The organism is Streptomyces sp. NPDC001544 (genome assembly GCF_042894285.1).
Taxonomy (GTDB): domain Bacteria; phylum Actinomycetota; class Actinomycetes; order Streptomycetales; family Streptomycetaceae; genus Streptomyces.
Window position 1 is genome coordinate 539,878 of the sequence record NZ_JBIAVN010000002.1, and the last position, 21,269, is coordinate 561,146.

The 21,269-nt window shown below is 72.7% G+C and carries 15 protein-coding genes; 6 read left to right on the forward strand and 9 right to left on the reverse strand.

What is annotated here, in order from left to right; genetic code table 11:
• Positions 1 to 11: 11 nt before the first annotated feature.
• Positions 12 to 1,793 carry an ABC transporter ATP-binding protein gene (locus ACFY0F_RS07860; RefSeq protein WP_388790529.1) on the reverse strand — a complete coding sequence of 594 codons (1,782 nt, stop codon included), beginning with the start codon at positions 1,791 to 1,793 and terminating at the stop codon, positions 12 to 14.
• Positions 1,790 to 3,637, reverse strand: a complete 1,848-nt coding sequence (locus ACFY0F_RS07865; protein ID WP_388790531.1) for an ABC transporter transmembrane domain-containing protein — start codon at positions 3,635 to 3,637, stop codon at positions 1,790 to 1,792. Before ACFY0F_RS07865 ends, ACFY0F_RS07860 begins: the two co-directional genes overlap by 4 nt.
• 143 nt (positions 3,638 to 3,780) lie before the next feature.
• Here ACFY0F_RS07865 and ACFY0F_RS07870 point away from each other — a divergent pair, with 143 nt between their 5' ends.
• Positions 3,781 to 4,533 carry a L,D-transpeptidase family protein gene (locus tag ACFY0F_RS07870; RefSeq protein ID WP_388790534.1) on the forward strand — a complete coding sequence of 251 codons (753 nt, stop codon included), beginning with the start codon at positions 3,781 to 3,783 and terminating at the stop codon, positions 4,531 to 4,533.
• A gap of 376 nt (positions 4,534 to 4,909) precedes the next feature.
• Here ACFY0F_RS07870 and ACFY0F_RS07875 read toward each other — a convergent pair whose 3' ends face one another.
• Positions 4,910 to 5,359: a MarR family winged helix-turn-helix transcriptional regulator gene (locus tag ACFY0F_RS07875; RefSeq protein ID WP_388790536.1), complete on the reverse strand. Its 450-nt coding sequence runs from the start codon at positions 5,357 to 5,359 to the stop codon at positions 4,910 to 4,912.
• Between the two features lie 125 nt (positions 5,360 to 5,484).
• On the opposite strand from ACFY0F_RS07875, the gene ACFY0F_RS07880 reads away from it, so the two are divergent.
• The gene (locus tag ACFY0F_RS07880; RefSeq protein WP_388790539.1) at positions 5,485 to 7,287 is read left to right on the forward strand and encodes an ABC transporter ATP-binding protein; all 1,803 of its coding nucleotides are present in this window, start codon (positions 5,485 to 5,487) and stop codon (positions 7,285 to 7,287) included.
• A 63-nt stretch (positions 7,288 to 7,350) separates the two neighbouring features.
• Positions 7,351 to 8,247 carry an endolytic transglycosylase MltG gene (mltG, locus tag ACFY0F_RS07885; protein ID WP_388790541.1) on the forward strand — a complete coding sequence of 299 codons (897 nt, stop codon included), beginning with the start codon at positions 7,351 to 7,353 and terminating at the stop codon, positions 8,245 to 8,247.
• Between the two features lie 22 nt (positions 8,248 to 8,269).
• Here mltG and ACFY0F_RS07890 read toward each other — a convergent pair whose 3' ends face one another.
• Positions 8,270 to 9,346, reverse strand: a complete 1,077-nt coding sequence (locus ACFY0F_RS07890) for an NAD(P)-binding domain-containing protein (RefSeq protein WP_388790544.1) — start codon at positions 9,344 to 9,346, stop codon at positions 8,270 to 8,272.
• 92 nt (positions 9,347 to 9,438) lie between these two features.
• On the opposite strand from ACFY0F_RS07890, the gene ACFY0F_RS07895 reads away from it, so the two are divergent.
• Positions 9,439 to 9,861: a secondary thiamine-phosphate synthase enzyme YjbQ gene (locus ACFY0F_RS07895; protein ID WP_388790546.1), complete on the forward strand. Its 423-nt coding sequence runs from the start codon at positions 9,439 to 9,441 to the stop codon at positions 9,859 to 9,861.
• Between the two features lie 321 nt (positions 9,862 to 10,182).
• Here the strand turns inward: ACFY0F_RS07895 and ACFY0F_RS07900 are convergent, their stop codons facing one another.
• From ACFY0F_RS07900 to ACFY0F_RS07915, 4 genes are all read right to left on the reverse strand, one after another.
• Positions 10,183 to 13,662, reverse strand: a complete 3,480-nt coding sequence (locus ACFY0F_RS07900) for a BTAD domain-containing putative transcriptional regulator (RefSeq protein WP_388790549.1) — start codon at positions 13,660 to 13,662, stop codon at positions 10,183 to 10,185.
• A gap of 104 nt (positions 13,663 to 13,766) precedes the next feature.
• The gene (locus tag ACFY0F_RS07905) at positions 13,767 to 13,904 is read right to left on the reverse strand and encodes a hypothetical protein (RefSeq protein WP_388790551.1); all 138 of its coding nucleotides are present in this window, start codon (positions 13,902 to 13,904) and stop codon (positions 13,767 to 13,769) included.
• Positions 13,892 to 14,830, reverse strand: coding sequence for a pyridoxamine 5'-phosphate oxidase (locus ACFY0F_RS07910; RefSeq protein ID WP_388790554.1), 939 nt, complete (start codon positions 14,828 to 14,830; stop codon positions 13,892 to 13,894). Before ACFY0F_RS07910 ends, ACFY0F_RS07905 begins: the two co-directional genes overlap by 13 nt.
• Positions 14,827 to 15,522 (reverse strand): hemerythrin domain-containing protein, encoded by a 696-nt coding sequence (locus ACFY0F_RS07915; RefSeq protein ID WP_388790557.1) that lies wholly within the window; start codon positions 15,520 to 15,522, stop codon positions 14,827 to 14,829. Before ACFY0F_RS07915 ends, ACFY0F_RS07910 begins: the two co-directional genes overlap by 4 nt.
• A gap of 504 nt (positions 15,523 to 16,026) precedes the next feature.
• On the opposite strand from ACFY0F_RS07915, the gene ACFY0F_RS07920 reads away from it, so the two are divergent.
• On the forward strand, positions 16,027 to 18,189 hold the full coding sequence (locus ACFY0F_RS07920) for a SpoIIE family protein phosphatase (RefSeq protein ID WP_388790560.1): 2,163 nt from the start codon (positions 16,027 to 16,029) through the stop codon (positions 18,187 to 18,189).
• A gap of 79 nt (positions 18,190 to 18,268) precedes the next feature.
• On the opposite strand, the gene ACFY0F_RS07925 is transcribed toward ACFY0F_RS07920, so the two are convergent.
• Positions 18,269 to 19,453, reverse strand: a complete 1,185-nt coding sequence (locus ACFY0F_RS07925; protein ID WP_388790562.1) for a type III polyketide synthase — start codon at positions 19,451 to 19,453, stop codon at positions 18,269 to 18,271.
• Between the two features lie 342 nt (positions 19,454 to 19,795).
• Between ACFY0F_RS07925 and ACFY0F_RS07930 the strand changes: the two genes are divergently transcribed.
• Positions 19,796 to 21,247 (forward strand): amidase, encoded by a 1,452-nt coding sequence (locus ACFY0F_RS07930; protein ID WP_388790565.1) that lies wholly within the window; start codon positions 19,796 to 19,798, stop codon positions 21,245 to 21,247.
• Positions 21,248 to 21,269: the final 22 nt, after the last annotated feature.

Below are 21,269 nucleotides of genomic sequence, written 5' to 3' on the forward strand. Positions count from 1 at the left end.
GTGCCGGTGGGTCACCCGTGCCAGGACCGCCACAGCGCCGCGTACGCGCCGTCCGCAGCGACCAGCTGGTCGTGGCTGCCCAGCTCGCTGATGCGCCCGTTCTCCACGACCGCGATGACGTCGGCGTCGTGCGCCGTGTGGAGGCGGTGGGCGATGGCGACCACGGTGCGGCCGTCCAGGACCCGGGCCAGGGAGCGCTCGAGGTGGCGTGCCGCGCGCGGGTCGAGGAGCGAGGTCGCCTCGTCCAGGACCAGAGTGTGCGGGTCGGCCAGCACCAGCCGGGCCAGCGCGATCTGCTGGGCCTGAGCGGGGGTGAGCGACAGTCCGCCCGAGCCGACCTCGGTGTCCAGGCCGTCGTCCAGCGCCCGCGCCCACCCGTCGGCGTCGACCGCGCCGAGCGCCGCCCACAGCTCGGCGTCGGTGGCGCCGGCGCCGGCCAGCAGGAGGTTGTCGCGCAGCGAGCCCACGAACACGTGGTGCTCCTGGTTGACGAGGGCGACGTGCGAGCGGACCCGCTCGGCGGGCATCCGGGAGAGCTCGGCACCCCCCAGCGTGATCCGGCCGTCCCGGGGCGCGTAGATACCGGCGAGCAGCCTGCCCAGCGTGGACTTGCCCGCCCCCGAGGGCCCCACGAGGGCCAGCCGGGTGCCGGGCGCGACCTCCAGCGACACCTGGCGCAGGACGTCTACGCCCTCCCGGTAGCCGAAGTGCACCCGGTCCGCGTGCACGTCGCGTCCGTCCGGGGCCAGCGCCGGGTCCCCGGTGTCCGGCTCGATGTCACGCACGCCTACCAGTCGGGCCAGCGACACCTGGGCGACCTGCACCTCGTCGTACCAGCGCAGGATCAGGTTGACTGGTTCGACGAGCATCTGCGCGATCAGCGCGCCGGTGGTGAGCTGCCCCACCCCGAGCCGGCCGTGCAGCACGAGGACCCCGCCGACCATGAGGACCGAGCCGAGCACCACGGTGTGGGTGGCGTTGATGACCGGGAAGAGCACGGACCGCAGCCACAATGTGTAGCGTTCCCAGGCCGTCCACTCCTTGATCCGGCGTTCCGACAGGGCGATGCGGCGGTCGCCGAGTCGGTGGGCCTCGACGGTGCGGCCGGCGTCCACTGTCTCGGCGAGCGCGGCCGCCACGGCGGCGTACCCGGCGGCCTCGGACCGGTAGCCGGACGGCGCCCGCCTCCAGTACCAGCGGCAGCCCGCGACCAGCAGCGGTGCGGCGAGCAGCACGGCGGCCGCCAGCGGCGGTGCGGTGACCACGAGCCCGCCGAGCAGCAGCGCGGCCCACACCGTCCCGATCGCGAGCTGCGGTACCGCCTCGCGCATGGCGTTGGCGAGCCGGTCGATGTCCGTGGTGATACGCGACAGCAGGTCACCGGTGCCCGCCCGCTCCAGCACCCCCGGCGGCAGCCCGACCGACCGGACGAGGAAGTCCTCGCGCAGGTCGGCCAGCATCCGCTCGCCGAGCATCGCCCCGCGCAACCGCACCTCACGAACGAACACCGCCTGGACGACCAGCGCGAGCAGGAAGGACCCGACGGTCAGCCCCAGATGCAGTTCGCCGGCCCCGTCGGAGACCCGCTCCACGAGCCCGCCCACCAGATAGGGGCCCGCCATGGAGGCCACCACGGCGACGGTGTCGACGAGGATCAGTGTCCCGAAGGCGCGGCGATGCCGGCGCAGCAGCTCCATCACGTAGGCGCGTACGGTCGCAGGGGCGCCGACGGGCAGGGTGGCGGCCGTCGTCGGGGCCGCCGGGTCGTAGGCCGGTGGCGCGACGCCGATCATGCGCTCTCCTCGATCTCTTCCAGGGCGCCCCGGAGGGCGGTGGCCTCGTTCGTCTCCAACACTCCGCGCAGGGCGGCCTTCTCGTCCGCCGGCAGTCCCGGCGCAGCACCCTCCTCCTCGGTCTCGCGGGTCACGACCGCCCGGTACCGGGGCTCGGTGTGCAGCAGTTCGCGGTGCGCGCCGACCGCCGCCACCTCGCCGTCGTGGACGAGGACGACGAGGTCCGCGCGGTCCAGGAGCAGCGGTGAGGAGGTGAACACCACCGTTGTGCGGTCGGTCCGCAGCTGCCGCACCCCCTCGGCGATCCGTGCCTCCGTGTGGGAGTCGACGGCGGAGGTCGGCTCGTCGAGGACCAGCACCTCGGGGTCCGTGATCAGGGACCGGGCCAGCGCGAGCCGCTGGCGCTGGCCGCCCGACAGTGAGCGCCCGCGCTCGGTGATGCGGGCGTCCATCGGATCGGCGGCGGCCAACGATCCCTGGACCAGGGCCTCCAGGACGTCCCCGCACTGCGCGGCCGCCAGTGCCTCCTCCGGGCGGACGGCGCCGGAGGCGGGTACGTCGAGCAGCTCGCGCAGCGAACCCGACAGCAACACGGGGTCCTTGTCCTGTACCAGGACGGCGGTGCGCGCGCAGTCCAGGGGCAGCTCGTCCAGCGGCACCCCGCCGAGCAGCACCGACGGGCCCGGTTCGGCGGGGTGGCCGCCGAGCCGCTCGGCGAGCCGTCCGGCCGCGTCCGGGTCGCCGCAGACCACGGCGGTCAACCGGCCGGTGGGCGCGAGCAGTCCGGTGCCCGGGTCGTACAGGTCGCCGCTCGGCGTCTCGGCCTCGCGCGAGCCACCCGCGTCCGTCGTGCGGTCCAGCGACAGCACACGCGCGGCACGCTTGGCCGACGGACGCGAGAAGGAGTACGCCATCGCGATCTCCTCGAAGTGCCGCAGCGGGTAGGCGAGGATCATCACGGAGCTGTAGGCGGTGACCAGTTCGCCGACGGTGATCCGGCCGTCGCGGGCGAGATGGACGCCGTGCCAGACGATGGTGATCAGCAGCACTCCGGGCAGGAGCACCTGGATCGCGGCGATCAGGGACCACATCCGGGCGCTGCGCACGGCCGCGCGCCGTACCTCCTGGGAGGCGCTGCGGTAGCGGTCGAGGAACAGTTCCTCGCCGCCGATGCCACGCAGCACACGCAGCCCGGCGACGGTGTCCGAGGCGAGTTCGGTGGCCCGGCCGGCCTTCTCGCGCTGGACGTCGGCACGTCGGGTCGCCCGGGGCAGCAGCGGCAGCACGGCGAGCGCCACCACGGGCAGGCCCACCGCGAGCAGCACGCCGAGCGCCGGTTGGTAGACCAGCAGGGCTACGCAGACCACCACCACCGTCAACGCGGCGGCGGTGAAACGCGAGACCGCCTCGACGAACCAGCCGATCTTCTCGACGTCACCCGTCGAGACGGCCACCACCTCGCCGGCCGCGACCCGCCGGGTCAGCGCCGAGCCGAGCTGTGCGGCCTTTCGGGCCAGCAACTGCTGGACGCGGGCGGCGGCCGTGATCCAGTTCGTGACGGCGGCCCGGTGCAGGAAGGTGTCTCCGACGGCGATGCCCGCACCGCACAGTGCCATCAGCCCGCCGGTCAGGGCCAGATGACGGCCGGAGCGGTCGACCACGGCCTGCACGGCGAGTCCGACGCAGAACGGCAGCGCGGAGACGGAGACGAAGTGGAGCAGGCCCCAGGCCAGCGACTTGACCTGGCCGCCCAACTGGTTGCGCCACAGCCACCACAGGAATCGGGGACCCGAACGCGCGTCGGGGACGCCCGGGTCGGGATACGGAAGGTCTTGGATCTGCATGGCGTAGACGTCCCAGTGGCTCGTGTCAGGTGCTCGTGTCAGGGGGGAGGAGACGGCAACAAACCGTGCAAGGTTCGCGTCGCAGCGTGGTCGAAAGCAAACGGTTTTCCGGGGCAGTGCGCACAACGTGCCACCATGGCCCGGTGCAGTTGAACGGTGTGCGGCGTACGACGGTCGTGGTGACGGCTCTCGGAACGCTTCTGACGACCCTGTCGGCCCTGTCCGGATGTGGCTCCGCTGGAGACGGCGGTGTCCGGCCCGCCGGCGCGCGCGGGGCCCCCGGCCGTTCCGCGCACCGCCCCGCCACCGTCGACCCGACCCGCCTGCCGGGCGTCGGCGACCGGCTGCACCGCCGGATTCCCGCTGAATCCGGCCAGGTGGTGGCCGTCTACGGCCGCGGCAAGGACTCGGCCGAAGCCACGGTCGTGCTGTACACCAGGCACGGCAGTGCCTGGGAGCGGACCCGTAGTTGGCCTGCGCACAACGGCAAGAAGGGCTGGACCGCCGACCACCACATGGGTGACAACCGCAGCCCCGTCGGGGTCTACACCCTCTCCGACGCGGGCGGCGTGCTCGACGATCCCGGTGCCAGGCTGCCGTACACGCAGGACGCGTCGTTCGCGGCCCCGCGCACGTGGGCCGAGTCGCACTGGCACGACTTCGACTACGTCATCGCCATCGACTACAACCGCGTCAAGGGCACCCCGCCGAACAACCCGGCCCGCCCCGAGGGCGAGCGGAAGGGCGGCGGCATCTGGCTGCACATGGACCACGGCAGCGGCACCTCGGCCTGCGTCAGCCTCTCGCGGGACGCCATGGAGTACCTGCTGCGCACGCTCGACCCGGCCCGGCATCCCGTCATCGTCATGGGGGACAGGGCCGACCTGAGCGCCTGATCCGCCGAGGCCTCATTGCGGCCGGGCCCGACTCCCCGTAGAACACCGGCCATGAGAAGCCGGACAGCGACGACGGCCGTCCGCACCGCGTGCAGGTCTCGGTGGCCGGGGCCCCCGACGGGCGGACGGGCTGGAGCACTTCCGTGAACGTCATGGTCTGGCAGGACACGGGCCGGGCGCGCCTCACCGGTCACACCGGACGTACCGCCCACGCCCTCGGTGTCCGCGCGACCGGCGCCACGCGGTCGGCACGACGCGCGAGCGCTATCGGCTGTACGGCGCGGACGGCTGCGACGACCGTTCGCTGACGACGGTTCAGGGGGTGCTGACGCAGGACGACAGGCGGTGCTGACGGGGCGGGGCGGGCGCGGGGCGGTCAGCAGTGCTTGACTGTGGCCCCGTCGACCAGCGTGTCCAGCAGGTCGCCGAGCAACTCGCGCTGCTCGTGCGTCAACGGCGCCAGGATCTCCCGCGCGGCCGACCGCCGGGCCCCGCGCAGCGCGTCGAGGGTCGTGCGGCCGGCCTCCGTCAGTTCGATCCGGGTGACCCGCCGGTTCGCCGGGTCGGGCACCCGGCGCACCCTGCCGCTCGCCTCCAGCCCGTCGACCAGCGTGGTCACCGCACGCGGCACCACCTCGAGGCGCTCGGCCAGGTCGGCCATGCGCGGCGGTGAGCCGTAGTGGGCGAGGGTGCGCAGCAGCCGGGACTGGGCCGGGGTGATGCCCAGGTCGCACTGTTCCAGGTGGCGCTTCTGGATGCGGTGCACCCGGCGGGTGAGCCGCAGCAACTGCTCCGCGAGCAGGCCCTCGGGATCGGGGGTGGTCATGCGGGAACAATATCAGGATGCAGTTCATTGTGAGTATAGGTAACAATGACCTATGATCAATCGACCGCCGTCGGTCAGGCCTGCCAGGCCTCGACGCCGACGCCCACCCACCCCCGTAGGAGCCCATGCATCCCGACCGTGAGAACGCCTGGAACCCGCCTGCCGACGCCAAGGACCAGCCCCGGCAGGTGCGCCGCATCCTGAAGCTCTTCCGTCCCTACCGTGCCCGGCTCGCGATCGTCGGCCTGCTGGTCGGCGCATCGTCCCTGGTCTCGGTCGCCACGCCGTTCCTGCTCAGGGAGACCCTTGACGTCGCGATCCCCGACGGCCGCACCGGCCTGCTGAGCCTGCTGGCGCTCGGCATGACCCTGAGCGCCGTGCTCAGCAGCGTCTTCGGCGTACTGCAGACGCTGATCTCCACGACCGTGGGCCAGCGCGTCATGCACGACCTGCGCACCGCCGTCTACGGCCGGCTGCAGCGCATGTCGCTCGCCTTCTTCACCCGCACCCGCACCGGCGAGGTGCAGTCCCGCATAGCCAACGACATCGGCGGCATGCAGGCCACCGTGACCTCCACCGCCACCTCGCTGGTCTCCAACCTCACCAGCGTCGTCGCCACGGTCGTGGCGATGGTCGCGCTCGACTGGCGGCTGACCCTCGTCTCGCTGCTCCTGCTGCCGGTGTTCGTGTGGATCAGCCGCCGCGTCGGCAACGAGCGCAAGAAGATCACCACCCAGCGCCAGAAGCAGATGGCCGCGATGGCCGCCACGGTCACCGAGTCGCTCTCGGTCAGCGGCATCCTGCTCGGCCGTACCATGGGCCGAGCCGAGTCCCTGACCGCGTCCTTCGCGGAGGAGTCCGAGCGGCTGGTCGACCTCGAGGTGAAGTCGAACATGGCGGGGCGCTGGCGCATGGCCGTCATCACCATCGTCATGGCCGCCATGCCCGCCGTCATCTACTGGACCGCAGGGGTGGCCCTTCAACTGGGCGGCCCGCAGACCTCGCTCGGCACGATCGTCGCCTTCGTCTCCCTCCAGCAGGGCCTGTTCCGCCCGGCCGTCAGCCTGCTGTCGACCGGCGTGCAGATCCAGACCTCTCTCGCGCTCTTCCAGCGCATCTTCGAGTACCTCGACCTGCCGATCGACATCACCGAACGGGAACGGCCCGTCCACCTCGACCGCGTCAGGGGCGAAATCCGCTTCGAGGACGTCGAGTTCCGCTACGACGGCAAAGGCGGCCCCGTCCTCGACGGCATCGACGTCACCGTTCCGGCGGGCGGCAGCCTGGCGATCGTCGGCCCGACCGGGGCGGGCAAGTCCTCGCTCGGTTATCTGGTGCCCCGGCTGTACGACGTCACCGGCGGCCGCGTGACCCTGGACGGCGTCGACGTGCGCGACCTCGACTTCGACACCCTCGCCCGCGCGGTCGGCGTCGTCTCCCAGGAGACGTACCTCTTCCACGCCTCGGTCGCCGACAACCTCCGCTTCGCCAAGCCGGACGCCACCGACCAGGAACTGCACGCGGCGGCGAAGGCCGCCCAGATCCACGACCACATCGCCGCGCTGCCCGACGGCTACGACACGGTGGTCGGCGAGCGCGGCCACCGCTTCTCCGGCGGTGAGAAACAGCGCCTGGCCATAGCCCGCACCATCCTGCGCGACCCGCCGGTGCTTATCCTCGACGAGGCGACCAGCGCCCTGGACACCCGTACGGAGGCCGCCGTGCAGGAGGCCATCGACGCCCTGTCGGCCAACCGGACGACGCTCACCATCGCGCACCGCCTGTCCACCGTCCGGGACGCCGACCGGATCGTGGTGCTGGACTCCGGGCGGGTGGCCGAGCGGGGGACGCACGAGGAACTGCTGGAGCTGGACGGCCGGTACGCGGCCCTGGTCCGGCGGGACGCGCAACTGGAACCGACAAGCTGAAGATACTGCCGGATCTCCTGTGATATGCCGGGTTTGTGACGATATGCGGGTTACCGTGCCCGCATGCAGACGAACGCTCAGCCGCGGAGAACGATCCGACTGACACGCCGGGGCCGTATCGCCCTCGTCGCGACCGGCGCCGTCCTGGCCGGCACCGCCGTGGCGGTGCCGCTGCTCACCCTCGGCGACGACGGGGACGCCGCCCGGCCCATGACACTGGTGATCCCGGAGGGCTGGCGCGCGAGCCAGGTCTACCAGGCCGTCGACAAGGCCCTCGCCCTCCCCGCGGGTACCACCCGCAAGTCCATCGGCAAGGCCGCACTGAAGCTGCCGGGCGAAGCCCAGGGCAACCCGGAGGGCTACCTCTACCCGGCGACGTACCCGATCGACCACAAGGCGACCCCGCAGTCCCTGCTGCAGTCGATGATCGACACCGCCAACCGGAAGTTCAACGGCGCGCCGATCGCCGCCGGCGCGCAGCACAATGCGATGAACGTCTACCAGGCGGTCACCATCGCGAGCATCGTCCAGGCCGAGGCCGCCTCGAAGACCGACATGGCCAAGGTGGCCCGGGTCGTCTTCAACCGGCTCCAGCGCGGCATGCCCCTGCAGATGGACTCCACCATCGACTACGCCCTGAACCGCAGGGCGGTCCGGACGACCACGGACGACACCCGTATCGAGAGCCCCTACAACTCCTACCAGCGCATGGGTCTGCCGCCCACGCCGATCGACAACCCGGGGGAGGCGGCGATGCGCGCGGCCGTCAACCCGGCGCCCGGGGACTGGCTGTACTTCGTCACCGTCAAGCCCGGCGACACCCGCTTCACCGCCGACTACGCCGAGCACCAGCGCAACGTGGCCGAGTACAACGCCCTGCAGCAGAGCAGGACGCGGCAGCCGAGCCCCGGCCGGACCCCGCAGCCGTCACAGAGCGGGACCGCCCAGCCCACCGCGTGACCGGCCGTGGCGGCCGGGGGCGTCACGCGGCGACCGGCCCGGCGGCCAGCAGCCGTCCGATGTCCCGCACAGCCGCGCGCCCCGCCCGGTTGGCGCCTATGGTGCTGGCCGACGGCCCGTACCCGACGAGGTGGACACGCGGGTCGGCCACCGCGCGCGTCCCCTCGATCCGGATCCCGCCGCCGGGCTCGCGCAGCCGCAGCGGCGCCAGATGGTCGAGGGCCGCACGGAAGCCGGTCGCCCAGAGGATGACGTCGGCGGACACGCGCCGCCCGCCCTCCCATTCCACCCCGTCGGGGGTGATGCGGTCGAACATCGGCAGCCGGTCCAGCACGCCGTCCCGCAGTCCCCGCCGGATCGCGTCGCCCAGCGGCAGGCCCGTGACCGAGACCACGCTCCTGGGCGGCAGCCCCTGCCGCACCCGCTCCTCCACGAGTGCGACAGCCGCCCGGCCGGCGCTCTCGTCGAACGGGCCCTCGTGGAAGACCGGCGGACGCCGGGTGACCCAGGTGGTGGCGGCCGCGTACGGGGCGATCTCCAGCAGGTGCTGGGTGCCGGAGGCACCCCCGCCGACCACGACCACCCGCTGCCCGGCGAACTCCTCGGGACCCGTGTACCGGGCGGTGTGCAACTGCCGTCCGCGGAATTTCTCCTGGCCGGGGTAGCGCGGCCAGAACGGCCGGTCCCAGGTGCCGGTGGCGTTGATCAGCGCCCGCGTCGACCACGTGCCGTCCGAGGTCTCCACCAGCAGCCGCCCGCCCTCGCCCTCGCGCACGGTGCGTACCCGCACAGGTCGCCGCACCCGCAGGTCGAAGGTCCGTTCGTAGGTGTCGAAGTACTCTCCGATGACCTCCGCGGAAGGCCGCGCCGGATCGGCGTCCGCCAGCTCCATTCCCGGCAACGAGTGCATCCCGTGCACCTTGCCGTACGTGAGCGACGGCCACCGGTACTGCCAGGCGCCGCCCGGCGCGGGGGAGTGGTCGAGGACCACGAAGTCGCGGCCCGGCTCGAAGCCGGCCCGCCGCAGGTGATAGGCGCTCGACAGACCCGCCTGCCCGGCGCCCGCGACGACCACGTCGACCTCACGCATGCTGTTCACGTCCGTACGAACACCTGGGGTACCCGGAGATCTTCCCGCGAGCTCGGGCGGGGGCGACGTGTGAAACCCGGCGCAGCGGTGAGGATGGGAGCATGTCAGATGCCTTCACCACCCGAGTGCTGCACGTCGCCACCGGTTCCCGGGAGCGGGTCGCGGACCTCACCCGCGACTGCGAGGCGTTCCTGGGCGAGGTGGCGGCCGGCCGCAGCGGCCTGCTGAACCTCTTCGTCCCCCACGCCACCGCCGGCATCGCCATCATCGAGACGGGCGCGGGCAGCGACGACGACCTCCTCGCCGCCCTGCACACGCTGCTCCCCGCCGACGACCGCTGGCAGCACCGCCACGGCAGCCCCGGCCACGGCCGCGACCACGTCCTCCCCGCGTTCGTCCCCCCGCACGCGACCCTGCCGGTGATCGACGGACGGCTGGAACTGGGGACGTGGCAGTCGGTGTGCCTGGTGGACACGAACCGGGACAACCCGGACCGCCAGGTGCGGCTGAGTTTCATGGGGTGACCAAGCCGCCCGCCCAGGTCCGGCCGCTCGGATGACCAGACTTCGGCGCCGTCAGCGGCCGGCGACAGCAGCCTGCCGTCGTCGCCGAGTACCGCACGTCGGACATCACGACCCTGCGTTCCGCTGCTCCATCCCGCTGGAGGTGGCCGTCCACGACGTGTTGCCTACGAGGTCACGCAGTGCCGGGCCTGGTGTGAAGCGGGTTTCCGTCGCACTCGCAGCGGGGCGGGGACCGTTGGGGCCGTCCTGCCCAGCCGTACGACCAGCGTGCGCCGGGCGCCGCCCCAGGCAAGGACTGCCGTCCAGGCGCCCTGCGCCACGTCAGGTCACGATGACGCGTCGCCGTGCCCGGTCCGCCGACAGCTCGGCGGCGGCCCGGTGGGCGTCGGCGGTGAGATGGGGCGAGCGCCACGCCTGCGCGGTGCGGGCGGCGAGGGCGTAGTGCTCGGCGGCGGCCCGGTCCTCGCCCAGGAACCGGTACAGGTCGCCGAGGACGTGGGCGAGCGGACGGGTCGCGTAGGCCATCCCGGCGGCGCCCGCGAGTTGGTCACGGAACGGCAGCAGATGCCCTACCAGCGCGGTCGCGGTGGCGCGGTCGTCCTGCAGGATGGCGAGGCGGGAGCGCACGTCGAGTTCTATGCCGTAGAGGTGGTCGGTCACCGGTTCCGGCGGGAAGGCCACCGCGCGCGCCTCGTCGCACCTGCCGAGGTGGGCCAGCGCGAACGCGAGCAGGACGCCCACGGACGGCCCCGTGGATTCGTACACCGGGCGAATGATCTGCTCGACCTCGTCGATACGTCCCTGGGCGAGCCGTACGGCGATCAGCCCGAGAGTGCGCAGGCCCGTGGCGTGGTGCGCTCCGACCCGCTGGAGCAGGTCGTCGGCCTCGGCGTATCCGGCCTCGGCGGCATAGTGGCGGCCGGCGACGGCGGCCAGCATGGCCGAGGTGGCGGCGTCCAGGCCCTGAGCCCAGAGCATCCCGTAGCGGCGGGCGAGGACCAGCCCGTCGGCGGTATGGCGGCGGACCGCCTCGGGGTCGTTGCGGGTGGCGGCGGTCATACCGTCGAGGTGCTCGCAGATCCAGCGGTAGGCGGGCAGGTCGTGGGCCTGGGCCAGCTCACGCAGCTCGGCGACCAGCGGCGGACGCGCGCTGCCCTGTCCTTCGTGCGGCAGCAGCCTGGCGGAGGTCATCAGCGCGGCGGCCAGCAGACGCGGTTCGCCGCCCGTGCGGGCGAGCGCCAGCTGGGTGCGGGCCGCGTCGAGAGCGCGGGGGGCGTCCTCGGCGGCCACCGCGTCGACCAGGACTTGGAGTACCCGGGCGCGGGTGGGGGAGTCCAGGCCGGGATCGGCCGCCAGCCCCTCCAGCCGGGCCAGCGCGGCACGGTCGTAGAGACCCTCCAGTCGACTCCGCCAGGGCGAGGGCTCGGTCCAGGCGGCGTAGACCGCTGCCACCAGGTCGCCCCGGCCGGACTGCTCGGCCAGTTCGACGGCCCGCTGCCGGGTGCCACGCGCCGCGTCCGTGGAGCCGGCCCGGATCTGCGCCCCGAGCAGCCGTACCAGCAGCCCGACCGCGTCCTCCGGCTGCAGGTACGGGTCGGGTACGGCCCTCGTGTGCACGTCGATCGCCTGCTGGATCAGGCCTACGGCGATGTCGTGGGCGTAGCGCCGCTCGGCGACCTCGGCCGCCCGCAGCGCGTAGTCGACGGCAAGGGACGCGTCCGCAGGGCTGCCGGAGCGGCCGAAGTGGTGGGCAAGGGCGGCGAGGTCGTCGGGGCGGTGACGACGCAGCACACGGGCGATACGGCCGTGCAGCCGAGCACGCCGGACACCCGACAGGTCGGTGTAGACGGTGTCGCGGACCAACGCGTGCACGAACCGCACCCGTCCGGGGCCCGGTTCGGTGAGCAGGTCGGCGGCCAGGGCGGCGTCGAGCCCCTCCACCACGTCGTCCTCGTCGGCATCGGCAGCGTCGACCAGCAGCGCCACCTCGGCCTCGAGGCCCACGGCGGCCGCGAGTCGTACGGCGGCCCGGGCGCCGGCGGGCAGCAGCGCCAGCCGCCTGCGCAGCACGTCCCGGACCCCCAGCGGTACCTCGGACACGGCGACCAGGGCGCCCTCGCTGGTGAGCAGCCGGGCGCTCTCCAGGACGTAGAAGGGGTTGCCGCCGGTGCGCTCGGCGAGGGCCGCCACGGTCGTCGCATCAACGGGTTGTCCGCAGACGGCGTCGACCACGGTGGCGACATCCTCGGGCGCCAGCCCGCGCAGCGCGACGCGATGCGGGACGCCGGGGGCGAGCTGGGCAAGGGTCTTGACCAGGTGCTCACCCACCTCGGCCGGGCGGTAGCTGGCGACGGTGAGCAGGGGGACGCCGGTGACCGCGGCCGCCGCTTCGAGCAGGGCGAGGGTCTCGCCGTCGGCGCGGTGCAGGTCCTCCAGGACGACGGCGAGCGGGGCGGCGGATGCGGCGGTCCGTAGCCAAGCGGCGAACGCGCGGTGCATACGGAAGCGTCCGGTGGCCGCCTCGTCGCGGGTCGTGGCGGCCGTGCTCGCGGTCTCACGCAGCAGCACGTCGAGTTCGCCGGGCCGGGCCGGGGGCAGGTCCCGGGCGAGTGCGCCGAGTGCCTCCACCCACGCCCAGGCGGGCGGCGCGCCCTCGTACTCGGGGCACCGCCCGACGACCACGGTCCATCCGTCGGCCCGCAGCAAGCCGACGAACCGCTCCAGCAACGCCGACTTCCCCGCCCCGGCCTCCCCGCTGACCAGCACCGCCCCTCCCCCGCGGCGGGCCTCCCGCGCGGCGGCTTCCAGGGCACGCAGTTCGCCGCCACGGCCGACGAAGAGGGCGTTTGAGCCACGGGCCTCGCTGCCCGCGAGACGTGTGGGGGGAACGCCCGTCCCCGGTCCGACGGCGGGCAGTCCGGCGTCCTCCTCATCCCCAGCCGACGGAACGGGCACCACAGGAACCGGAAGGGCGATTGGCGCCGGAGTCGGGACAACCGGCGCGGGGGCCTGCACGGCCGATCCGGCGTGCATCGGGGCGGCCGTGTGCAGTACCTCCGAGTCCTGGGTGAGCACCGCCCGTTCCAGTTGCGCCAGCGCAGGGCCCGGGTCGCAGCCCAGTTCCTCGCGGAGCGTCCGCGTCGCGCGGCGCAGGGTGGCGAGGGCGTCGGCCTGACGGCCGCAGGCCCAGTGGGCGAGGGCGAGGAGCCGCCAGCCCTCCTCGCGCAAGTGGTTCTGGCCGACGAGGACTTCGGCCGCGGGGACAGCCTCGGCCGCGCGTCCGGTGCGCAGAGCGGCCGCCACTGCCAGTTCGCCCGCCTCGGAACGCAGTTCGGTCAGGCGGGCCACCTCCGAGGCGGCCCAGGTCTCGTCCGCGTGCTCCGCGAAGGCGGGCCCCTGCCACCACCCAAGGGCCTCGGTGAGCAGCGCGCGAGCCTCCTCCGCCGGGGCACGGCGGGCCCGGCGCACCGACGCCTCGAAACGCCAGGCGTCCACGGCATCCCGGGACAGCCGCAGGGTGTAGCCGGGCGGCGTGGTGACCAGGACGGTCGCCGGGGTGCGGGGCGGCCGCCCCGGCTCGAGCGAGCGGCGCAGGTTCGAGATGTAGCTGTGCAGGGAGACCATGGCCTTGGCGGGCGGTTCCCCGTGCCACAGCGCGTCGGCGATCCGTTCCACCGGCACGACACCGCCACGGGCCGCCGTCAGAAGGGCCAGCACGGCTCGCTGCCGAGGCGTGCCCAGATCGACCGGTTCGCCTCCGGCCTCGGCGCTCAGCGAACCCAGGACTCGAATACGCACCACGCCGCGGAAATCTACCCGAGCCGTGGTTCCGTCCTGTCAACAGACAATAAACGCGAGCCGCGGCGGGTTCGGAGCCGAGTCGACTGCCGGGTCCTGGTCTTGCGTCAGTGGTGGGGTGAGCGCATCACCCGCTGGATCCGGTCTGTGCCGGTGTCCGGCTGCGGCCGGCGGCCGGTGGCCCGTGCTCCGGTCACACCGGCCACCACGAGGACCAGGACGATCACGATGATCATCGCGTACACGTGTGTCCTTTTCCTTCAACCAGCGCGCGAAACGCCTCCCACCGCACGCGGGGCCGGGGCAGGCCCCGCCGTTCCAGATAACGTGCGGTGGCCCGCTTCGTCCGGCGCAGCACTCGCAGCGCGTCGCTCGGGCGCCCGGAGCCCATCGGCTCCACCACCGTGCCGGGCACCAGCAGCCAGCCGTGACCGGTCTGTCGCAGTTCTCCGCGGACGAGTGTGTTCCGCAGGTGGTTGAGCCGCTCGTCGTGCCGGTGTACCAGGAGGGACGCGGGTCCTGCCGTCACGGCGCAGTCGGAGGGCAGTGTCACCGCGAACCCCGCGTCCGTCGCCACCGGCCGGGTCCGGGCGAGGGCGGGTGCTCCCGTCTCGTCGCACGCGGCCAGTACGGCACTCGGGTGGCGGGCGAGTTGTGCGGAACCGGGGAGTGACCCGACGGGTCCCTTCCCGACGGCGGGCTGCGAGGGGGGCAGGGAGGCCAGCGGAGGGCGGACCACGACCTGTTCGGGAGTGACGGTGATGAGGAGGCGCAGGTAGTACCACTCCATCAGGCGTCGCACGCCGGGGGCGAGGTAGGACCGGCTGTGCGGCTGCCGCTCGAAGAGCATCCGCCAGTAGTCCTCCGCGCCTTCGGGCCCCGTCATGATGTCGTCCGGGCATACGGCCCGCCCACCGACGAAGATCTGCGGGGCATGCTGGAGGCCGCTGCCGGTGGGGTCGGAGTAGAGCAGGGCCACGCGCCCGTCCCGGCGCACGTTCAGCGCCTTCTGTGCGAACGCCAGCGACGTGGTGAGCAGGAGAGTCCCGTCGGCCCGGCGCCGGACCGCGGCGGGCCAGACCACCGGTGCGCCGTTCCGGCCGAGCGTGACGAACTCGCAGGTCCGGTAGGCGTCCAGGACGTCGAGGGGGGCGGCATCGAGTGACGTCACCGGCCCGCCTCCTCGTGCAGCACGCCGCGCAGGGCACGGCACGAGGCGGTGTACTGCCGTCGACCGACGATCTTCCACAGCAGGCGGCCGGCGAACGGGGCCTTGCCGAGGAAGTACGTGCGTTCCTGCGGCGTCGCCTCCTCGAGGATCGCACCGAGGGCCAGCATCACCTTGTTCTTGGGCAGTTGCTCCAGCCCGCGTCGGCCCACCAGTTCCCACTCGGCGACGGTCAGATGCTCGGCGACCAGGGGCAGCACCAGCCGCTCCTCGTCGTCGAGGTGGTCCAGCAGCACCCTGTGGTGCTCGAGCAGCGCCAGGGCCAGTTCCTCCCGGGCGATGTGGTTCGCCTCCCGCTGCCACGCGGGCAGCCACTCGGCGACGATCGCCAGCGTCCGGTCGATGCCCTGGTGCTGTCGTTCCATCCGGTCGACCAACTCACCGCCTGCGCCCCGGGCGTGCAGGAGGGGCCAGACCAACTCGTCCTCGAGGGAGTGGTGATGGTGCAGTCCCCTCACGTAGTCGTCCAGGTGGGCGGCGATCCGCGCCGCGCGTGCCGTGTCGCCGTCCGGTACCGCCCGCACCAGGCGGGGCGCGAGCGCCGCCTCGCGTCGGAAGACCCGGTGGACGACCACCATCTCGTGCGTGTAGGGCTGTTGGTCGGACGGGGAGGGAAAAGCCGTACTGCGGGACACGCCTGTTTGCTCCAACATGAGGGACGGGTAAGACGCGTCCCACCTTCCTCAGCGGTCTTGGCGTCCACTTGGTGACGGACTTGGGAGGCCCCGGACAGGTGTCCCTCCGGGACGCGGCCGTCGGTCATCGTGAGCCGCGCTCGGCGGACTCGACGACGCTGGTCAGCAGCATGACCCTTTCGACATCCGGGACGACGAGGCCCGCGGTGATTTCCACTCGGTGACCTCCACTCTGTCCGCGATGCGGTGGCAGGGTTTCTCTTGGACGGGCAGCCCCGTGACCGGTTGTGCTCCTCCGGTTGCACCGAGCGTTGACAAGATCGCCCACGTGCGGCCCGGCCGCGGCGTTCCCTCACTGTCCGCGGCCACCGCGCGATCCGCTGGTGTGGGCGAAGCGACCCCCGGTGTTATTCAATGAGGTGTGCGGTCAGGGGGCTCGGGGCCCCGGCGCATGGTTTTCGAGTACGGCCCCGGCGCTGTGCCGGGGATTGCTGAGAGAGCCGCATGGACTCCACACCCTCTCCCTCGTCCTCCTCGGCGTTCGGCCTGGTCAGCAGCGCTCTGGGGCGCTACATCCCGCGCGGCGGAGCGGCCGCGGCCGCCGGACCCGCCGAGGCGCAGGGCGACCGTGCCGGCCGCCGTCCCGTAACCGGCGACCCGGCGGCCGGTCAGCAGGATCAGATTCTAGGCGCGGTCAACCTGGACCGGGACCTGATCATCACCCGCTGCAATCTGGACGCCCCCGTGTTCGCGGGGTTGCACGCCGTGGCCGGGAGTTCCTTCGTCGATCTCCTGCCCCCCAGGGACGTACCGACGGTCACCCGACGGCTGCGGCAGGTGCTGGAGACCGGTGAGGCACACGTCGCCCGGATCCAGCGCCTGCGGCGTGGCGACGGGTCGGAACTGGTGGTCTCGCTGAGCATCCTGCCCGCCGCGGCGCCCCAGGAGGGCCTGACCGTCTCCTTGATCGCCATGGCCAGGAGGCTGCACCTGTACGCCGCCGAGACCGCGATCGGCACCTCGCTGGACATCGGCGAGACCGCGCAGTCACTGGCGCAGTCCCTGCTGGCCTGGGGGGACGTGGCCGCCGTCGACCTCGACTTCGCCGTGTGGACGGGCGAGGGGGTCACCGGTCAGGGGCAGGGGCGTATCCGGCTGCGGCGGGCGGCCCTGGTGCCGGACCGGGCGTGGCCCGAGGGCTACGTGACCCCGGGCGACGACCTCCCCAGCGACGCGAGTCGCCTGCTGGCGCAGGCGGTACGGCGGGACGACGCACCGCAGGCCATCGTCATACCCGACCGGGAGACGGTCGAGCGGGTGCTCGGCAGTCCGCGAGTGATGCGAGCCCTGGTGCCCGGCGACCGGTCGGCGGGTGTGGCGTGCATACCGCTGGTCCTGGACCACGCGCCGCCCGTCGTGCTGGGCGTGGCGGAGGTCTGGCGGCGGGCGGACTGCCCCTTCCGCGACAGCGAGCTCTTCGACCTTCAGGAACTGGTCGCCAGGACCGCCCATCACGTCGACCTCGCCCGTCAGCACCAGCGCGAGCACACCCAGGTGCTGGCGCTGCAGCGCCGGCTGCTGCCCCGGACCGGCGGCGACACCGTCGAGATCGCCAGCGTCTACCAGCCCGCCACGCCCGACAGCGCGGGCGTCGGCGGCGACTGGGTGAACAGCTTTCCGCTGCCGGACGGCCGTACCGCACTGGTGGTCGGCGACGTCGTCGGTCACGGCCTGGGAGCCGCGGCCACCATGGGCCAGCTGAGCATGGAGGCCCGTGCGCTGCTGTCCGCTGGGCTCGCGCCGGACGAGGTACTGGAGCACCTGGACAAGACCGTGACGCTGCTGGACGACGCGGAGTCCGGGCTGGCGGCCGGTTACAGCGCCCTCGGGTCGACCTGCTGCATCGCCCTCTACGACCCGGTCAGCCACCAGGTCGCGCTGTCGAGCGCCGGCCACCTCCCGCCGGTCCTGGTCTCCCCGGACGGGCACGCGCGTCCACTCGCGGTCCGCCCTCACCCCGGCCTCGGCGCCGAGTTCGCGCTGCGAGAGCCGTTCGACGTGCACACGTTCGACGCACCCCCGGGCTCCCTGCTCGCCCTCTACACCGACGGCCTGGTGGAGGATCCGGTCGAATCGATCGACGAGGGCATCGCCAGGCTGGCGGACGCCGTCTCCAGGGTGCACCCCTGGGACTCCCTGCAGCAGGCCGCCCGGCATGTCGTCTCCGCGCTGGCACCCGTGTGCCGGCGCGACGATGTGACCTTGCTGCTGGCGCGAACGATCGGCTACCGCAAGGGGGACACCGCGACCTGGCGGCTGCCCGCCCGCGACGACGCTCCAGCCCGTGCCCGCTCGCAGGTCTCCGCGCTGCTGCGGAAGTGGCGAACCAGGGACGACACCCGGGACACCGTGCTGCTCCTGGTCAGCGAGCTGGTCACGAACGCGGTGCGCTTCGCCACCGGCCCCGTCACGGTACGGCTGATCAGGGCCGGTCACGGCCTGCTGTGCGAGGTGGGCGACACCGGCAACGGCAGGCCACGGCTGAGCCGGGGCGCTCTCCTCGACGACGGCGGTCGTGGCCTGCACATCGTGCACAGACTCACCACCCGGTGGGGGGTCCGGTGGACGGACGGTGGCAAGGTGGTGTGGGCGGAGGTCGCGAGGTGACGAACCCGTGGGGCGGGGGCTCGGCCAGTGACGTGCGAACAGGGCGACGGTGGGGGCGGCGTGCGCGTCGGTGGGCGCACTACAGCCACTCCCCTTCCAGGGCGGTGGCGGTGAGGCCCGGTGCCGCCGCGTACAGGACGGCGCGATCGCCCGGCTTCTGCCCGGCGTCGTACGCCCGCCGCATGATGTCGAACACTGCGGCGCCTCCGCGGTTGCCGCTGGTGTAGCTGTCCCGGCTGTGATCCAGCAGCCCGGACGGCCACGCGTCGGGCATCGTCTGCTCCATGTACTCCAGCACCCGGGTCCCGCCGGGATGCGCGAGCAGCACGTCGGGATGCCAGGAGTCCGGCTCGTCCTGGTAGCGGACGCGCAGCCACTCCCACATCGCGGTGACCGTCTCCTGCACGGCGCGCGGCCCGCGCCGGTCCATCACGAAGTGGGTGCCGTCCGCCCGCGTGTCCAGGCGGTGCAGGTCCTGGGTGCCGGGCAGGGTGTGGTGCCAGGCGGCGTCCAGCCGCAGCGTCGACTCGCGCCTGGGGCGGCCCGTGACCACCACGGCGACCGCGGTGTCCGCGAACAGCAACCGGACGATCAGGGACTCCAGAGTGTCGTCCGCGGGCTGGTAGGTCGTGCTCAGCGCCTCCGCGATCACGACGAGGACCACACGGTCGGGGTCCGCGGCCACGAGATCCGCCGCCAGCGCCAGGGAGCGGGTCCCCGCGATACAGGCCCACTGCGTGGCCGGCAGCAGCATCACGTCGTCGCGGAGCGGAAGCCTGTTGGTGAGGGCGATGTCCAGACCCGGCAGTGCGGGCGTGGTGGAGTGACTGGTGATCAGGCAGTCGACGTCCGCGGCGTCCAGCCCGGCGATCTGCAGGGCCCCGCGCGCCGCACGCTCCCCGTAGGCCTGCACCGCCTCCCAGGCGGGCGCGGTCCGTTCCTGAACGGTCTGCGGCGCGGGTATCGCCTCGAGTGCGGCGATCGCGCGGTCCACGTCCTGCTGGGTGAACCCTTCGCGTGCCAGCGCTTCTTGGGCCGATGCGATGCCGACGGCCCGCAGGCCGCCGCCGTTGCCGGGCGCGACGGCGTCCTCCAGCGGCAGCATCCACCCGCGGGTCTCGATTCCCGTGCTCGCCGCGATGCCGTCGATCCGCGGCGCCCACGCCGCATGGGGATGCCGATCGCGCACCTCCGCCACGATCTGACTGGTCTGCACGGCGTGCTCGCCGTGTATCACGGCAGGAGGACAGAGGTAAGCGGCCATGATGAGGCACCTTTCCGGGGGAACGTTGAGGAATGTCGCGAATGCTGTGTCATGGGTCACTTCGGAACTTCGTGCCCAAGGTGTTGCGGATAGGCTCCACTTCGGGAGTCGGCATCCGTGTCGAGCATGGACGATAAATGGACATTTCCGCTGTGATGTGGACAACTAAGGCATTAGTGGAAAGGCGTGACACGGCACACATCGTCGAGGCAGGAACCCCCAGAGCTTTTCGGTAGGCCTCAGTTGGCTCACCGTCAGCGGGGGCGGCGGTATCGGGACGTCAACTCTCTTGCGCCAGAGGGCATTTCATGACCCGAACCGGAGGCCGCTACGGTCTGGCGCATGGAATGGAGTCTTCAGACGGCCGAAGAACTCGCGGCCGCCTTACGCGCTGGTGAAGTGACCTCCGAGCAACTGACCGACGAGGCGATCGCCCGTATCGAGCGGGACGACAAGGCGATCAACGCCATCTGTGTGCCGGACTTCGACCGCGCACGGGCCGCCGCGCGCGATGCCGACCAGGCACGCGCCCGGGGTGAGGACCTGCCGCTGCTCGGCATACCGGTGACGGTCAAGGAGTCCTACGACATCGCCGGGCTGCCCACGACCTGGGGCATGCCGCCGCACCGGAACCACATGCCGGCCGAGGACGCGGTGCAGGTGTCGCGGCTCAAGGCCGCGGGCGCGGTGGTGCTCGGCAAGACGAACGTGCCCCTGGGGCTGCAGGACATCCAGAGCTTCAACGAGATCTACGGCACCACCAACAACCCGTGGGACCACCGTCGTACGTCCGGCGGATCCTCCGGCGGCTCGGCCGCGGCCCTGGCGTCCGGGTTCGGCGCGCTGTCCATCGGCTCCGACCTCGCCGGTTCGCTGCGCACCCCCGCACACTTCTGCGGTGTCTACGCACACAAGCCGACACTCGGGCTGGCGGCGAACCGCGGCATGGTCCCGCCGGCCGCGCCGGCGTTCCCGGCCGAGGCCGACCTCGCCGTAGTCGGCCCGATGGCGCGCAGTGCCCGCGACCTCGCGCTCCTGCTCGACGTGATGGCCGGCCCGGACCCGCTGACGCACGGCGTGGCGTACGACCTGAAGCTGCCGACCGCGCGCCATGAGCGGCTCGGCGACTTCCGGGTGCTGGTCCTCGACGACCATCCGCTCATTCCGACCGGGGCCGCGGTGCGGGCGGGCGTGAACCGGGTGGCCGACGCGCTTGCCGACGACGGCGCCCGCGTCGAGCGGCACAGTCCACTGCTGCCCGATCTGACCGAGGCCGCGATGGTCTACGCGCACCTGTTGTTCTCGAGCACCAGTGCGCGTCTGCCCGTCGAGGTGTACGAGCAGCTGCGGGCCCACGCCGCCGCACTGAGCGCGGACGACCAGAGCCTCGATGCGGCGCGGCTGCGCGGCATGGTGTTCAGTCACCGTGACTGGATCGAGGCGAACGACCGTCGCGAGCGCCACCGCCACGGCTGGCGGCGGTTCTTCGCCGAGTTCGACGCCGTGGTGTGCCCCATCACGCCCACTCCGGCGTTCCCGCACGATCACAACCCCGACCTGATGAAACGCCGGATCGACATCGACGGCGTCGAGTACCCGTACCTCGACCAGCTCGTCTGGGCCGGTCTGCCCACCATGCCCGGCCTGCCCGCCACCGCCGTACCGGCGGGCCGGTCCCCGGAGGGTCTGCCGGTGGGGGTGCAGCTCATCGGCCCGATGTTCGAGGACCGCACCCCGCTGCGTCTGGCCGAGCTGCTCGAGCAGAAGATCGGCGGCTTCCAGGCGCCGAAGTAGCGACTGTTCTCAGAGCCCGGTC